The 14556-nt window shown below is 64.2% G+C and carries 17 protein-coding genes; 10 read left to right on the forward strand and 7 right to left on the reverse strand.

Annotated features, from left to right (window positions below; all coding sequences use genetic code 11):
* Positions 1–52: 52 nt before the first annotated feature.
* The gene (locus tag MB901379_RS08840) at positions 53–355 is read left to right on the forward strand and encodes a DUF4193 domain-containing protein (protein WP_158016275.1); all 303 of its coding nucleotides are present in this window, start codon (positions 53–55) and stop codon (positions 353–355) included.
* Positions 356–359: 4 nt separating this feature from the next.
* Here MB901379_RS08840 and MB901379_RS08845 read toward each other — a convergent pair whose 3' ends face one another.
* Positions 360–836, reverse strand: a complete 477-nt coding sequence (locus MB901379_RS08845) for a DUF3093 domain-containing protein (protein WP_158016276.1) — start codon at positions 834–836, stop codon at positions 360–362.
* 25 nt (positions 837–861) lie between these two features.
* Between MB901379_RS08845 and dut the strand changes: the two genes are divergently transcribed.
* Together dut and MB901379_RS08855 are read left to right on the forward strand one after the other, a co-directional pair.
* Entirely contained in the window at positions 862–1326 is a 465-nt protein-coding gene (dut, locus tag MB901379_RS08850; protein ID WP_158016277.1) for a dUTP diphosphatase, read from the forward strand.
* 18 nt (positions 1327–1344) lie between these two features.
* Complete coding sequence (locus MB901379_RS08855) at positions 1345–2091, forward strand: DUF3710 domain-containing protein (RefSeq protein WP_158016278.1); 747 nt, start codon at positions 1345–1347, stop codon at positions 2089–2091.
* Between the two features lie 16 nt (positions 2092–2107).
* On the opposite strand, the gene MB901379_RS08860 is transcribed toward MB901379_RS08855, so the two are convergent.
* Complete coding sequence (locus MB901379_RS08860) at positions 2108–2806, reverse strand: alpha/beta hydrolase (RefSeq protein ID WP_158016279.1); 699 nt, start codon at positions 2804–2806, stop codon at positions 2108–2110.
* A gap of 155 nt (positions 2807–2961) precedes the next feature.
* Between MB901379_RS08860 and MB901379_RS08865 the strand changes: the two genes are divergently transcribed.
* Together MB901379_RS08865 and MB901379_RS08870 are read left to right on the forward strand one after the other, a co-directional pair.
* Positions 2962–3330, forward strand: coding sequence for an OB-fold nucleic acid binding domain-containing protein (locus MB901379_RS08865; protein ID WP_158016280.1), 369 nt, complete (start codon positions 2962–2964; stop codon positions 3328–3330).
* A gap of 22 nt (positions 3331–3352) precedes the next feature.
* On the forward strand, positions 3353–4024 hold the full coding sequence (locus MB901379_RS08870) for a DUF3159 domain-containing protein (protein ID WP_158016281.1): 672 nt from the start codon (positions 3353–3355) through the stop codon (positions 4022–4024).
* 49 nt (positions 4025–4073) lie between these two features.
* Here the strand turns inward: MB901379_RS08870 and MB901379_RS08875 are convergent, their stop codons facing one another.
* Positions 4074–4748: a potassium channel family protein gene (locus MB901379_RS08875; RefSeq protein WP_158016282.1), complete on the reverse strand. Its 675-nt coding sequence runs from the start codon at positions 4746–4748 to the stop codon at positions 4074–4076.
* 67 nt (positions 4749–4815) lie between these two features.
* Positions 4816–5499 carry a potassium channel family protein gene (locus MB901379_RS08880; protein ID WP_162334348.1) on the reverse strand — a complete coding sequence of 228 codons (684 nt, stop codon included), beginning with the start codon at positions 5497–5499 and terminating at the stop codon, positions 4816–4818.
* A 144-nt stretch (positions 5500–5643) separates the two neighbouring features.
* Here MB901379_RS08880 and MB901379_RS08885 point away from each other — a divergent pair, with 144 nt between their 5' ends.
* From MB901379_RS08885 to MB901379_RS08905, 5 genes are all read left to right on the forward strand, one after another.
* Positions 5644–7641 (forward strand): APC family permease, encoded by a 1998-nt coding sequence (locus tag MB901379_RS08885; RefSeq protein ID WP_158016283.1) that lies wholly within the window; start codon positions 5644–5646, stop codon positions 7639–7641.
* 11 nt (positions 7642–7652) lie between these two features.
* Entirely contained in the window at positions 7653–8855 is a 1203-nt protein-coding gene (locus tag MB901379_RS08890) for a class I SAM-dependent RNA methyltransferase (RefSeq protein ID WP_158019048.1), read from the forward strand.
* A gap of 169 nt (positions 8856–9024) precedes the next feature.
* Positions 9025–9933: an ABC transporter ATP-binding protein gene (locus MB901379_RS08895; protein ID WP_158016284.1), complete on the forward strand. Its 909-nt coding sequence runs from the start codon at positions 9025–9027 to the stop codon at positions 9931–9933.
* Positions 9930–10643 (forward strand): fluoroquinolone export ABC transporter permease subunit, encoded by a 714-nt coding sequence (locus MB901379_RS08900; protein ID WP_158016285.1) that lies wholly within the window; start codon positions 9930–9932, stop codon positions 10641–10643. The genes MB901379_RS08895 and MB901379_RS08900 overlap by 4 nt, the downstream gene beginning before the upstream one ends.
* A 2-nt stretch (positions 10644–10645) precedes the next feature.
* Positions 10646–11401 carry an ABC transporter permease gene (locus tag MB901379_RS08905; protein ID WP_158016286.1) on the forward strand — a complete coding sequence of 252 codons (756 nt, stop codon included), beginning with the start codon at positions 10646–10648 and terminating at the stop codon, positions 11399–11401.
* A 5-nt stretch (positions 11402–11406) separates the two neighbouring features.
* Here the strand turns inward: MB901379_RS08905 and MB901379_RS08910 are convergent, their stop codons facing one another.
* From MB901379_RS08910 to MB901379_RS08920, 3 genes are read right to left on the reverse strand one after another with little or no spacing between them, the layout of a single operon-like run.
* On the reverse strand, positions 11407–12693 hold the full coding sequence (locus MB901379_RS08910) for an ArsB/NhaD family transporter (protein WP_158016287.1): 1287 nt from the start codon (positions 12691–12693) through the stop codon (positions 11407–11409).
* Between the two features lie 38 nt (positions 12694–12731).
* A complete protein-coding gene (locus MB901379_RS08915) occupies positions 12732–14021 on the reverse strand; it encodes an ArsB/NhaD family transporter (protein ID WP_158016288.1) in 1290 nt (429 codons plus the stop codon).
* A gap of 55 nt (positions 14022–14076) precedes the next feature.
* Positions 14077–14520, reverse strand: coding sequence for a CBS domain-containing protein (locus MB901379_RS08920; protein WP_158016289.1), 444 nt, complete (start codon positions 14518–14520; stop codon positions 14077–14079).
* Between the last annotated feature and the right edge of the window lie 36 nt (positions 14521–14556).

Here is a 14556-nt window from a genome sequence, read left to right on the forward strand (position 1 = left end):
GCTGGTACAAAGCGTTGCTTGAAGTGATGAGGGCATGCGAGGGGACGGAACAATGCCTACCGATTATGACGCTCCACGGCGCACCGAGACTGACGATGTGTCAGAGGACTCGCTGGAGGAGCTGAAAGCTCGACGGAATGAGGCGGCGTCGTCGGTTGTCGACGTGGACGAGTCCGAATCTGCTGAGTCGTTCGAGCTGCCGGGCGCCGACTTGTCCGGCGAAGAGCTATCGGTGCGTGTGGTTCCAAAGCAGGCCGATGAGTTCACCTGCTCGAGCTGCTTCTTGGTGCAGCACCGCAGCCGGCTGGCCAGCGAGAAAAACGGCTTGATGATCTGTACCGACTGCGCAGCCTGATCGGTCAGCTGCGCAATGCCGACAACACCCGGTCCGGGTGGCGGCAGCTCACCAGCCAGTAGGGCGTCGGATCGTCGGGATCGTCGAGAACGAGCAGAACCATGGGCCCGATCCACGCTCGATGCAGCACAAACGCCGCGGGGTCAAGCTGACGGCCCAGCGCCGCAGACTTGGCCGTGCGCGGGATCTCAGCGGAGCGGGACACCACGGTGATGGGCAAATGCGCGGCATCGGCCCACAACTCGACGCCACTTGCGGTTGCTGTGACGCGGACCTCGATCCGGCCCAGCCACAGCAGCGCTCCGGTGGCGACCGTGAACAGAACGGCATACGGGAGCCAGTCGGGTAGCGCGGCGATGCCGAGATTGCATTCGAACGCGATGAGTGCCGCCAGCGCGAAACCCATCGGCCACCACCACCAGGGCACCCACAATCGTTCGCGATATCGCACGCTGTGCGGCGCGACGCGCGTGTCGGACATCCGGTCAAGAGTAGTCTGTGGCCCCGTGTCGACCACTCTGGCCGTTGTGCGCCTCGACCCCGGACTTCCGTTGCCCAGCCGCGCTCACGATGGCGATGCCGGGGTAGACCTCTACAGCGCCGAAGAGGTGCACCTGGCGCCGGGACATCGTGCCCTGGTGCGGACGGGCGTAGCGGTCGCGATCCCGTTCGGGATGGTGGGGTTGGTTCATCCGCGTTCGGGCTTGGCTTCCCGGGTGGGGCTTTCGATCGTCAACAGCCCGGGCACCATCGACGCTGGCTACCGCGGCGAACTCAAGGTCGCGTTGATCAACCTGGATGGAACCAACCCGATCGTGGTCCATCGCGGTGACCGTATCGCCCAGCTGCTGGTGCAGCGGGTCGAGCTAGTTGAGCTGGTTGAGGTGTCGTCGTTCGACGAGGCCGGGCTGGCCCCGACAACCCGTGGCGATGGTGGTCACGGTTCCTCCGGCGGACATGCGAGTTTGTGATGGCGATAGGTATTGGTGATGGCAATGGGTAGACGCAAAGGTGGGAGTGAGAGTCGGTCGGTCGATCCCGAGGCGCCAACCGCGGACGAGGCCTCCGAGCAGGCGCCCGAAGACGATGAGCTGCTTGGCCCGTTCGACATCGAGGATTTCGATGACCCGTCGGTCGCTGAGCTGGCTCGACTCGACCTGGGATCGGTGTTGATTCCGATGCCCGAAGGGGGGCAGGTGCAGGTAGAGCTGACCGAGAGCGGGGTTCCCAGCGCCGTGTGGGTGGTCACCGCCAATGGCCGCTTCACCATTGCCGCCTATGCCGCGCCGAAGTCCGCGGGCCTGTGGCGCGAGGTCGCCGGGGAGCTGGCCGACTCGCTGCGCAAAGACTCGGCGCAGGTCACCATCAAGGACGGCCCGTGGGGCCGGGAGGTCCTCGGAACCGCCTCCGGTGCCGTGCGCTTCATTGGGGTCGATGGATATCGATGGATGGTCCGGTGCGTTGTGAACGGCCCGCACGAGACCATCGACGCGCTCACCGACGAGGCGCGCGAGGCGTTGGCCGACACCGTGGTCCGCCGCGGAGATACGCCGCTGCCGGTTCGGACGCCGTTGCCGGTGCAGTTGCCAGAACCGATGGTGGAGCAGCTCAGAGACGCCGCGGCCGCACAGCACGCGGAGGCCGAGCAGGAAGCCGACCAGCCGGCACCGCGTCGCGGGGCTCAGGGCTCGGCAATGCAGCAGTTGCGTAGTACCAGCAGCACCACGGGCGGCTAGCCGCGCCACGCAACTCCTAGGCGTCGGCGACGGCGGCCACGCAGGCGGCGCCCAGCGCGGCGGCGTCCGCGCCGATCTCAGCGAGCGTCACCGTGCGCAGCGCCGCCCTGGGCGCGGCGCGCACCCAGTCGAGGCCGACTTGCAGCGGATGAATCGGATCGTCGGCGGCGGCAGCTACCCCCAGCGGCACGGCGAGCCAGGCCAACTCCGCGTCGCTGGGCGCCACGTAGGCCGCGGCTTCCTCCATCGCATCGGGCAATCGCGGCCACTGAACCTGCCAGGAGCGTGCCAGCTCGTCGGCCAACCAGCGTGGGCTGGACGCGCGCATCTGCGTTGTCGTCGTCACCAGGCCGTCGCGACGCAGTTGTGCCGCCGTATGCCGGGCCGCGTGGGCCGCGGGCGCTGCTCCGGGCGCTCCGGTCCAGGCCGGTAGCGCGGCCAGGACGGCACGGGTGCGGCCGGGATGGGCCAGCGCCCAGGCGACGGCGACGGCGGCTCCGATCGAGACGCCGCCGACGCAGATGGGACCCGCGCGCGCCGCCTCATCGAGGGCAGCCCGATAGCCCTCGATCAAGTGATCCGGCCGCGGTGGCGGGGTCACCAATACCGCGCCGACCCCTTGCAGCGGACCCGAAAACGCGCGGTAGACATAGTCGTCATCGGAACCGGTTCCGGGCAACAACACGGTTGTGACACCGCGCAAATTGACTGGCACCCCTAGATAGTGCCCCGCAATCGCGACTACTCCAACGCCGTCCCGCGTTCCGTGTGGCGTCCGGGAACCAACAGGTCTACGGTGACCGTTGGCATAGATGGAAGGCTGCTAGTTGTTAGAGCTTCGGTAACGACGTTGAACTGTCAGGAGAGGCCATGGGGGCCCAAGGTTATCTGCGCCGGCTGAGCCGTCGGTTGACCGAAGACCCGGAACAACGCGACGTCGAAGAGTTGTCCGACGAAGTCGTCAATACCGGCGCGCAACGCGCGATCGATTGTGAGCGTGGCCAGGAGGTCACGATGGTGGGCACCTTGCGCAGTGTGGAAACCAACGGCAAAGGTTGCTCCGGCGGTGTTCGTGCCGAATTGTTCGACGGTAGCGACACCGTGACGCTGGTGTGGTTGGGTCAACGCCGGATCCCCGGCATCGACTCGGGCCGTACGCTGCGGGTGCGGGGCAGATTGGGCAAGCTCGAGAACGGGAGCAAGGCCATCTACAACCCGCACTACGAAATTCAGCGGTGACCAATCCCGTAGTGGGCGCGGTGTGAGCAGTAACCGCGTCAGCGCCGAGCGCATCCTGGCGCAGGCCGGTGGGGTGAGCGGCCTGATCTATTCGTCTCTGCCGGTAGTGATTTTTGTCGCAGTTTCCAGTGCCGCCGGACTACTGCCCGCAATTGGCGCCGCGCTGGGCGCCGCGGCGCTGGTATTTCTCGTCCGCATGCTCCGCCGAGAGTCCACCCAACCAGCGATTTCCGGGTTCTTCGGGGTCGCTGCTTGCGCGTTGGTCGCCTACCTGGTGGGCCAGTCCAAGGGTTACTTCCTGCTGGGCATCTGGATGTCATTGCTGTGGGCGGTGATTTTCGCCCTCTCGGTCCTTTGCCGTCGGCCGGCGGTCGGTGTCCTCTGGAGTTGGACCAGCGGGCGCGATCAGGGCTGGCGCGATGTGCCCAGGGCCGTCTACGCGTTCGATGTCGCCACCTTGGGTTGGACCCTGGTGTTTGCTGCGCGGTTCATTGTTCAGCGGCTGCTCTACGATGCCGACAAGACCGGCTGGCTTGGGGTGGCCCGCATCGGCATGGGCTGGCCGTTGACGGCCATAGCGGCGCTGGCGACGTATGTGGCAATCAAGGCGGTCCGGCGAGCGATGCCCGTCGTCGATAGCCTCGCGCCGACGGCACTGGCTGACATCGATGCCGATGCCGACCGTGAGCTATAGCCGGCCGGTTAGCGAGTTCGGCGCAACCGGCGGTCAGTCGGGCCGCCGCTCACTCCGCCGGCGAGCTGGACGGCAGCAACAGCCGACTTAGCTCTTCTTCTGCCTCGGTGACCGCAACGAACAGCAGCTCGTCGCCGCCTTCCAAGGGCTCATCGGATTGCGGGACGATGACGCGTGGTCCGCGCAGGATCGTCACCAGCACCGCATCGCGGGGCAGCTGCAGTTTGCGCACCGGCTTGCCGCCCCATGGCGTGTCGTCGGGCAGGGTGATCTCCACCAGGTTGGCCTGACCCCTGCGGAACTCCATCAGCCGCACCAGGTCACCGACCGCGACGGCTTCCTCGATGAGCGAGGCCAACATGCGCGGGGTCGACACCGCGACATCGACGCCCCAAGCGTCGGTGAACAGCCATTCGTTGCGGGGATCGTTGACCCGGGCCACCACCCGCGGTACCGCGAATTCGGTCTTGGCCAGCAGGCTGAGCACCACGTTGGCCTTGTCGTCGCCGGTAGCAGCGACCACCACGTCGAAATCTTCAAGGTGTACCGACTCCAGCAGGCTCAGCTCGCAGGCATCGCCCAGCAGCCAATGCGCGGCCGGAATAGCGTCCGGGTCGAGGTGATCGCGGTTGCGCTCGATCAGCGTCACATCGTGCGCGTTTCCGATGAGTTCGCGGGCCACCGAACGGCCGACCGCGCCGGCCCCTGCGACAACGACTTTCATTTGCGAACCTTCGTCTGCGTGACGCCCCGACCACGGCTGGGTAGGAGTCGGTGGGGCTCGTTGCGCCTCATTTTCCTGTTCCCGAGTCGATATCCTCACTGGGCGGCAAGGCCGCAATGGCCACGGCCTCGGCCGCCCGTCCGGAGATGGCTGCGACGTACACCTGATCCCCGGCCTGCAGAACCGTCTTGGGTTCCGGCAGCACGCCGGTTCCGAACCGGATTAGGAACGCCACTCGCGCGCCGGTAGCCTGCTGCAGTTCAAAGACTCGGCGCCCCACCCAGTCCTCGTGCAGGACGACCTCGCAGACCGCGACGGTACCCGTAGGATCACGCCATTTTGCGGTTTCGGTTTCCCGCAGCAACGAGTTGAGCAACCGATCGGTTGTCCAGGGCACGGTGGCGATGGTGGGGATCCCAAGGCGCTCGTAGACTTCGGCGCGTTTGGCATCGTAGATACGTGCGACGACGCGCTTGACGCCGAAGGTTTCCCGTGCCAGGCGTGCCGAGATGATGTTGGAGTTGTCTCCCGATGACACCGCGGCGAATGCGTCTGCATCCTCGATGCCAGCGTTGAGCAGCACGTCTCGGTCGAAGCCCTGGCCCAGCACTCGATCGCCGGCGAACTCGGCGCTGAGGCGATTAAAGGCGGTGCTGTCGCGGTCGATAACCGAGACATCGTGGCCGATTCGCGACAGCGCGTCGGCCACCGAAGAACCCACCCGGCCACACCCCATCACTACCACTCGCACTTGACGTCCTTCCGGCTGTGTCCTTTGTGTTGCACGCATTCGGCAACCACGTTGGCCAGTCCATTCCCCAGCGGAAACCCCAGCTGAGAATTGTCGCCTAGGGAACGCTACCGTCAAAGCCATTGGGGCTTACCCTTGGCTCTCGTGTCCAAACTTTCTACCGCTGCGCGCAGGCTGCTGATCGGTCGGCCGTTTCGTAGCGACCGGCTGAGCCACACGCTCTTGCCGAAGCGGATCGCCCTACCGGTATTCGCCTCGGATGCGATGTCCTCGGTGGCTTATGCCCCCGAGGAAATCTTCCTGATGCTGTCGGTGGCCGGCTTGGCGGCCTACTCGATGGCGCCGTGGATCGCGCTGCTGGTGGCCGCGGTGCTGCTCGTCGTTGTGTCCAGCTACCGGCAGAACGTGCACGCCTACCCGTCCGGGGGCGGCGACTACGAAGTCGTCAGCACTAACCTCGGTCCCACCGCCGGCCTGGTCGTCGCCAGTGCTCTGATGGTGGATTACGTTCTCACCGTTGCTGTTTCGATCGCATCCGCAATGTCCAACATTGGTTCGGCTATCCCGTTCGTATATGAGCACAAAGTGTTTTTTGCGGTGACCGCCATCTTGCTGGTGACAGCGCTAAACCTGCGTGGGGTCCGCGAGTCCGGCCTGGCATTCGCCATTCCGACCTACGCGTTCATTATCGGGATAGGTGGCATGCTTGCCTGGGGGCTATTTCGGATCTACGTGCTGGGTAATCCGATTCGCGCTGAGTCGTCCGAGTTCGTGATGCACGCCGAACACGGCAAGGTAGTCGGTATCGCGCTGGTCTTCTTGGTGGCCCGGTCGTTCTCCTCAGGTTGTGCGGCGCTAACCGGGGTGGAAGCCATTAGCAACGGGGTGCCGGCGTTTCAAAAGCCGAAGTCCCGCAATGCGGCCACGACGTTGCTCATGCTGGGCGCTATCGCGGTGGCCCTGCTGATGGGGGTGGTGGCGCTTGCGGTGGAAACCGGGGCCCAGGTCGTCGACGATCCGGACACGCAGCTGACGGGTGCTCCACCCGGCTATCAACAAAAGACGCTGGTCGCGCAGCTGGCGCAGGCCGTGTTCGGCAGCTTCCACGTAGGTTTTTTGTTGATCGCCGCCGTCACCGCGCTGATCTTGGTCTTGGCCGCCAATACCGCATTCAACGGCTTCCCGGTGCTCGGTTCGGTCCTGGCGCAGCACAGCTACCTGCCCCGGCAATTGCACACCCGGGGAGACCGTCTGGCGTTTTCCAACGGGATCCTGTTCTTGGCGGCCGCGGCCGTGGGGGCCGTGGTGGCGTTCCGCGCCGAACTCACCGCGCTGATCCAGCTCTACATCGTCGGGGTGTTCATCTCCTTCACCCTGAGCCAGATCGGGATGGTCCGGCACTGGACCCGACTGCTGCGCACCGAGACCGATCGGTCCGAACGCCGCAAGATGGTGCGCTCCCGGCTGGTCAACGCTATCGGGTTGGTGTCGACCGGCGCCGTCTTGCTCATCGTCCTGATCACGAAATTCCTTGCCGGCGCGTGGATCGCGATCGTCGCCATGGGCTCGTTGTTCATCCTGATGAAGATGATCCGGCGGCACTACGACACCGTCAACCGGGAACTAGAGGAACAAGCCGCCGCCCATGACAACGAGGTCGTGTTGCCCAGCCGCAACCACGCCCTGGTGCTGGTATCGAAGTTGCACCTGCCCACGCTGCGGGCGCTGGCCTACGCCCGGGCGACCCGCCCGGATTCGCTCGAGGCGATCACCGTCAGCGTCGACGATGTCGAAACCCGCGAATTGGTGCACAAGTGGGAGGAGAGCGATATCAGCGTGCCGCTGAAGGTCATCGCCTCGCCGTACCGCGAAATCACACGTCCGGTACTCGACTACGTCAAACGGGTCAGTAAGGAATCACCGCGCACCGTGGTCACGGTGTTCATCCCGGAATACGTGGTTGGCCGTTGGTGGGAGCAGCTGTTACACAACCAGAGCGCGCTGCGGCTCAAGACCCGGCTGTTGTTCATGCCCGGAGTAATGGTGACTTCGGTTCCCTGGCAACTGACGTCGTCGGAGCGAGTGAACACATTGGAGCCACATTCGGCTCCGGGGGACATGCGCCGGGGTATTTTCGATTGATCGTGAACCAGGTGCCGTCATCCGCGTGTGGGGAACTGACCGTCGTCACGGGTCCGCCGGCGAATGGCGGCAGCTGCGTGGCACGCCACGAGGGTCGGGTTGTCTTCGTCCGCTACGCGTTGCCGGGGGAGCGGGTGCGGGTCAGGATCACCGCGGACCGCGGTTCCTATTGGCACGCAGAGGTTATCGAGGTGCTCGACCCGTCGCCGGATCGGATCGAGTCGTTGTGCTCGATCGCCGGGGTCGACGGCGCCGGCTGTTGTGATCTGGCGTTCGCCGCGCCGGAAGCGGTACGGGCGATCAAGGCCGACGTTGTGGCCGATCAGCTCCGACGGCTTGGTGGATACGGCTGGTCCGGCGTGGTTGAGCCGCTGTCGGATGTGGGCCCCACCGGTTGGCGTACCCGGGTTCGGCTTGAGGTGGGAGCCGACCGTCGGGTCGGCTTTCACCGCTATCACAGTGACGAGTTGGTATCCGATTTGTGTTGCGGGCAGTTGCCCGTCGCGATGTTGGATGGTCTGGCCCAGCGTGCCACGGCTGACTGGCCGCCTGGTGCTCACCTGCACGTGGCCCTCGACGCCGACGGCGAACGCCACGCCGTGCTCACGGTGCGCCAGGGCAGGCGAACCACCGCCAAGGTGATCGAAGGGAATTACCATGCGCTGCAGCGAGTGCGGCGGCGCAGTTGGCGGATCCCGGTCACCTCCTTTTGGCAGTCACACCGCGACGCGGCGGAGGTCTACAGCGCTTTGGTCGGGGACTGGGTACAGCCCAGCGCCGGCATGACGGCGTGGGATCTCTACGGTGGCGCGGGCGTTTTCGCCGCCGTGCTGGGCGACGGAGTGGGGGCGTCCGGACAGGTGTTGACCGTCGACACGGCACGCGCGGCGTCGGGGGCGGCGCGTGCCGCGCTGGCCGACCTGCCGCAGGTGGAGGTGCTTACCGATTCGGTGCGACGGATGCTCACCGCGCAACGGGACGGCGCTGACATTGCGGTGTTGGACCCACCGCGATCGGGCGCCGGGCGCGAAGTGATCGAGTTGCTGGCCGCCGCCGAGGTGCCTCGAATAGTTCATATCGGTTGCGAGGCAGCTTCTTTTGCCCGCGACGTCGGTCTGTACCTGAGCCATGGCTACGGCATCGAGAAGATCAAGGTGTTCGATGCATTTCCGCTCACCCACCACGTGGAATGCATTGCGCTGTTGAGCCGCTAGGCGTTGCCGGGAGCCGACTAGGTGTCACCGAAAATCGTTCGATCCGGGACTGCCGGTTGATTATGCTGGCGACGGCGCTCCGGGAAGTCTGGTCGGAAGTAGGTACCGTAATCACGCGGTGCGGCGGTCTATTCGGCGCACCGCGCTTACCGGAAGGACAGGCGCGCACATGCGGGACCTCGACCCGTCAGTCTCGGACGCTGTGAGCGAGGTGATTCGCGTACGCGGGCTCACATTCAGCTATCCGAAGGCAGCAATGCCCGCGGTGCGCGGCATGGACTTCAGCGTTTCCCGCGGCGAGATCTTCGGGTTCCTGGGCCCCAGCGGTGCGGGTAAGTCGACCACGCAGCGAATTCTGATTGGGCTACTGCGCGGTCACGGCGGCGAGGTCGCGGTATGGGGAAAAGACCCCGCGGCTTGGGGACCCGACTACTACGAGCGCATCGGTGTGTCGTTCGAGCTGCCCAACCATTATCAAAAGCTCAGCGGGCTGGAGAACCTGCAGTTCTTCGCCTCGTTGTACGCCGGTCCCACGCTGGATCCCACGGAATTGCTCGATGCCGTCGGCCTCGCTGACGATGCCCACACCCGAGCGGGCAAGTACTCCAAGGGAATGCAGATGCGGCTGACCTTCGCCAGGTCATTGCTCAACGATCCCGAGCTGCTGTTCCTCGACGAACCGACCGCCGGACTGGATCCGGTCAATGCCCGCACGGTCAAGAACATGATTCTGGATCTGAAAGCGCGTGGCCGTACGGTGTTTCTTACCACCCACGACATGACCACCGCAGACGAATTGTGCGACCGAGTCGCGTTCGTCGTCGACGGCGGTATCGTGGCGTCCGACCGGCCTGCCGAGCTGAAGATCGCACGGAGCCGTCGGCTGGTCAGGGTCGAATACCGGGAGCGCCGAGTCGGCGGCGGGGGGCTGCACACGGCGGACTTTTCCATGGATAACTTGGCCGATGACCCAGCGTTCCAATCGGTGCTGCGCGAACACCACGTTGAGACCATCCACAGCAGGGAAGCCAGCCTCGACGACGTTTTCGTCGAAGTCACCGGCCGGCGGTTGTCGTGACTCGCCTGCTGACTGCGCTGCGGCTGGAGACGACGTTGCAGGCCCGTCAGCGATTCCTGCATGCGGCGGTATTTTCCGGCCTGATCTGGTTGGCCGTGTTGCTGCCCATGCCGGCCGGCCTGCGCCGGGTCGCCGAGCCCTATGTGCTCGCCGGCGACATCACCATCATCGGGTTCTTCTTCGTGGCCGGCACCGTCTTTTTCGAAAAGCAGGAGCGCACGCTGAGCGCGGTTATCGCCAGCCCGCTACGATTCGGAGAATACTTGGCCGCCAAACTGGCTGTCTTGCTGACGATCTCGCTAGGTGTGGCCGTGGTGGTGGCCACCAGTGCCCATGGGCTCTCGTATCATCTCGCGCCGATGATCGTCGCCGTGGTGCTGGGAACGTTGCTGATGCTGCTGGTCAGCTTCATCAGTTGCTTGCCGTTCGGCTCGATTAGCGACTGGTTTCTGGCGGCGACTCTCCCGCTCGCGGTGATGGACCTGCCTGTTCTGTACTACTCCGGGCTGTGGACCAATCCGGTGTTGTATCTGCTGCCCATGCAAGGACCTTTTCTACTACTCGGTTCGGCCTTCGACCAGATGAGCCTGGCGCCGTGGCAGGTCGGCTACGCCGTCTGGTACCCGACGATCTGCGTGGTCGGACTGTATCGGGTGGCCAAGACGGTGTTCGCTCGCCACATCGTCGCCACCGGCGGGGGAGGACGGTAACGATGGCCGGCATGCCGATTCGGGCCCTAGCGGCCTTTGGTCGCAACGACCTTCGTGGCACCTACCGCGATCCGCTATTGGTGATGATCGTTCTTGCACCTGTTATCTGGACCAGCGCCGTCATGCTGCTGACGCCGCGGGCTACCAACATGTTGGCCAACCGCAACGGGTTCGACCTGGTTCCCTACTATCCACTGATCTTGACCGCCTTTTTGTTGTTGACGAGCATCATCATCGTCGGTGGGCTGGCCGGGTTCCTGGTATTGGATGAGGTCGATGCCGGCACGCTAACGGTGCTGCGGGTTACCCCGGTACCGCTGTGGGCCTTTTTTGCCTATCGCGCGGCCACCGTGATGGTGGTGACCACCGTGTACGTCGTGGCAACGATGTCGTTCAGCGGAATACTCGAACCGTCCCTGGTGGCGTCGTTGATTCCGATTGGATTGCTGGCGGGTCTGTCGGCGGTGGTGACCTTACTGCTCATACTTTCGGTGGCGAACAACAAGATTCAGGGTTTGGCCGTTCTCCGTGCGTTGGGCATGTTGATCGCCGGCCTGCCCTGTCTGCCATGGTTCATCCACTCCGACTGGAGCTTCGCATTCGGAGTATTGCCACCATATTGGGCCGCCAAGACGTTCTGGGTGGCTAGCGGGCACGGCACCTGGTGGCCCTATCTCATTGCCGGCACCGCCTACAACCTTGCCATCGTGTGGGCGCTGTTTCGCCGTTTCCACGCCAAATATGTGGGGGCTCTCTGAAGCGGTCAACTCCACACGAAATAGCGCAGCCACAAGTACAACGCGGCCACCACCAGCGAAATCGTGGTGACCACTACGCCTTTGCGGGTGAATTCCCAAAATGAGATGGGGGTGCCTGCGCGCCGCGCGATGCCCAGCATGACGACGTTGGCGCTGGCTCCGACGGCGGTAAGGTTGCCGCCGAAGTCGGCACCTAGCGCCAGCGCCCACCACAGCGCGTCGGGGTTGACCTGACCGGGCATTACCGCGACCAGTTCCGTGACGATGGGCGTCATGGTGGCGACGAAGGGAATGTTGTCGATGATGCCGGAGATCGGCGCTGAGACACCGATGATCAAGAACACGGTGAATAGTTCGTTACCGCCGGTCAGTTCGATCGACGCGCGCGCCAGCTTATCAACGACGCCGGTCTTCACCAGAGCTCCCACCATGATGAATAATCCGGCGAAGAACAGCAGTGTTTCCCACTCGACGCTGGCCAGGTAATCGCGCCCAGCCAACCCGGAGATCACGATCAGCACGCCGGCGCCCAACAGGGCCACGACGGACGGCTGGATATGCAGCACCGGATGGGCGACGAAGGTGGTGAACACCAGCAGCAAAACGATGCCGCATTTGATGAGCAGCTTGCGGTCGCTGATCGCTTCACGCTCGTTGAGTGACATGACGTCGGCGACCCGCTCGCGTTCGACGGTGATCGAGCCGAACAAGCGGGGTAGCAGGGCAACGAAGATGACCAGCACGATGAGCACGACCGGTGCCATGTTGATCAGGAAGTCGTTGAACGACAGCCCTGCCCGGCTGCCGATGATGATGTTGGGTGGGTCGCCGACCAAGGTCGCTGCGCCACCGATGTTGGATGCGAAGACTTCGGCCATCAAAAACGGCGCAGCGTTGATCGCCAACCGGTCGCACACCAGCAGCGTGACCGGGGCGATCAGCAACACCGTGGTGACGTTGTCCAGCAACGCCGAGCCGAACGCCATCACCAGCACCAACAGAATCATGATGCGCAGCGGGGAACCGTTGGCGCGTTTGACGGCCCAGATCGCGATGTACTCAAACACACCGGTCTTTCGCAGCACGCTGACGATGATCATCATCCCCAGTAGCAGAAAGATGACGTCCCAATCGATTCCGGTGTCGTGGGAGTAGAACACGTCGTGGGAGTCGACGATCCCCAAGGCCAGCATGATTCCCGCGCCCGCCAGCGCCGCCCGGGTCTTGCTGACCCGGTCACTGGCGATGAGCGCATAGACCACGCTGAACACCGCGATCGCGATGGCGCTCACGGGATCTCCGGTGAATCGTTATCCGACACGGGCAACCGTCAATTCAACACGAAGTAGCGCACCCAGAGGTAGATGGCGGCCAGCACCAGCGACATCGTCGTGACCACGATGCCCTTGCGGGTGAATTCCCAGAACGAGATGGGATTGTCCGACCGCTTGGCGATACCCAGGACAATGACGTTGGCGCTGGCGCCGATGGCGGTGAGGTTGCCACCGAAGTCGGTGCCCAGCGCCAGGGCCCACCACAGCACGTCCGGGTTTCCCTTGTCGACCAGCACCGGCACCAGCTCGGCGACGATCGGGGTCATGGTTGCCGCGTAGGGAACGTTGTTGACGATCCCGCTGATCACCAAGGACGCGGCCAGGATGACCATTGTGGCCAGCAAGGTATTGCCGCCGGTCGCGGTCACCGCCATTTGCGCCACTTGCTTGACGACGCCCGTCTTCACCAGGGCCCCGACCATGACGAACAGACCCACGAAGAACAGCAGCGTGTCCCACTCCACGCTGGCCAGATATTCGGAGTGCTCGAGCTGGGAAACGACGACCAGGATTCCGGCGCCCAGCAGCGCAATCATCGAAGGCTTGATGTGCAGAGCCGAGTTCGAGATGAAGGCCGCGAACACCAGTACCAGGACAATGCCGCACTTGATCAGCAGGCCACGATCGCGAATGGCCTCCTTTTCTTCCAGCGACATGACGTCGGCGACGCGCTCGGGATCAGCGGTGAAGGCGCCGGGAAACAGGCGCGGCAGCATCAGGATGAACACGGCCATCACGATGATCACGATCGGGGCCAGGTGAACAAGGAACTCGTTGAACGTCAGTCCCCCCCGGCTGGCGATGACGATGTTGGGTGGATCGCCGACCAATGTCGCGGTGCCGCCGATGTTCGACGCGAACGCCTCGGCCATCAAGAACGGCGCCGGGTTGATCACCAGTCGGTCGCATACCAACAGCGTGACCGGGGCGATCAGCAACACCGTGGTGACGTTGTCCAGCAGGGCCGATGCGATCGCGGTCACGATTACCAGCAGGATCATGATCCGCAATGGTTTGCCGCGGGCGCGTTTGGCCGCCCAGATCGCAACGTATTCGAAGACACCGGTCTGCCGCAGCACGCTGACGATGATCATCATGCCCAGCAGCAAAAAGATGACGTCCCAGTCGATTCCGGTCTCGTGGGAGTAGAAGACGTCCTCGGAATTGATGGCCGGCAGCATGACCACGATGGCCGCGCCCGCCAGCGCAACCAGCGTCTTGTTGACGCGTTCGCTGGCGATCAGCGCGTAGGCGACTACAAATATGCAGATGGCGACGGCGCTCATCGAGCTATCACCTGCGTTGTTGGCCGTGTTCCGGTTGTCGCTGAATCCGTGGAGATCAAGGCTTGAGCGCCGCTCCCAGAAGGCGTGATGCCGTGATCACCCCGTGCAGCCCGCCGTCCTTGACCACCGCGAGTAGCGGGCTGCGCAGCCGCGCCATGATCGCGGCCACCTCAATGATGGTGTCGTCGGCATTCACCGGCGGGACATCGTTGAGGTGGTCGGGCAGCACATCTCGGACCGTCTTGCCGCGCAACTTTTCCGCGCAGCGGTCTGCCATCGATTCGTTGAGCACCCCGGCCAACGACGGATCGTCCTGGACATAGCGGGGCACGATGAAGCGCACTACCTGCGATGCCGGCAAGACCGCGTAGGGGCTGCCCGAGGTCTTGGTGACCAGCAAACCGGGCAACCGATGCTCCGCGAGCATGCGGGCAGCGTCAAGCGCGTTTGAGTTGATGCTTACTACTGGGAATTCCTCGGCGATATCCTCAGCACGCATATGCTGACGATACGTTGCCGATGCCATCGCGGTTAG

The sequence above is a fragment of the Mycobacterium basiliense genome (assembly GCF_900292015.1).
GTDB lineage: Bacteria > Actinomycetota > Actinomycetes > Mycobacteriales > Mycobacteriaceae > Mycobacterium > Mycobacterium basiliense.

Coding starts and splice junctions, on each gene's coding strand:
- MB901379_RS08865 (WP_158016280.1), top strand. CDS start 2,962: ATGGGGGCCCAAGGTTATCTGCGCCGGCTGAGCCGTCGGTTGACCGAA.
- MB901379_RS08840 (WP_158016275.1), top strand. CDS start 53: ATGCCTACCGATTATGACGCTCCACGGCGCACCGAGACTGACGATGTG.
- MB901379_RS08920 (WP_158016289.1), bottom strand. CDS start 14,520: ATGCGTGCTGAGGATATCGCCGAGGAATTCCCAGTAGTAAGCATCAAC.
- MB901379_RS08915 (WP_158016288.1), bottom strand. CDS start 14,021: ATGAGCGCCGTCGCCATCTGCATATTTGTAGTCGCCTACGCGCTGATC.
- MB901379_RS08895 (WP_158016284.1), top strand. CDS start 9,025: ATGCGGGACCTCGACCCGTCAGTCTCGGACGCTGTGAGCGAGGTGATT.
- MB901379_RS08855 (WP_158016278.1), top strand. CDS start 1,345: ATGGCAATGGGTAGACGCAAAGGTGGGAGTGAGAGTCGGTCGGTCGAT.
- MB901379_RS08905 (WP_158016286.1), top strand. CDS start 10,646: ATGGCCGGCATGCCGATTCGGGCCCTAGCGGCCTTTGGTCGCAACGAC.
- MB901379_RS08845 (WP_158016276.1), bottom strand. CDS start 836: ATGTCCGACACGCGCGTCGCGCCGCACAGCGTGCGATATCGCGAACGA.
- MB901379_RS08875 (WP_158016282.1), bottom strand. CDS start 4,748: ATGAAAGTCGTTGTCGCAGGGGCCGGCGCGGTCGGCCGTTCGGTGGCC.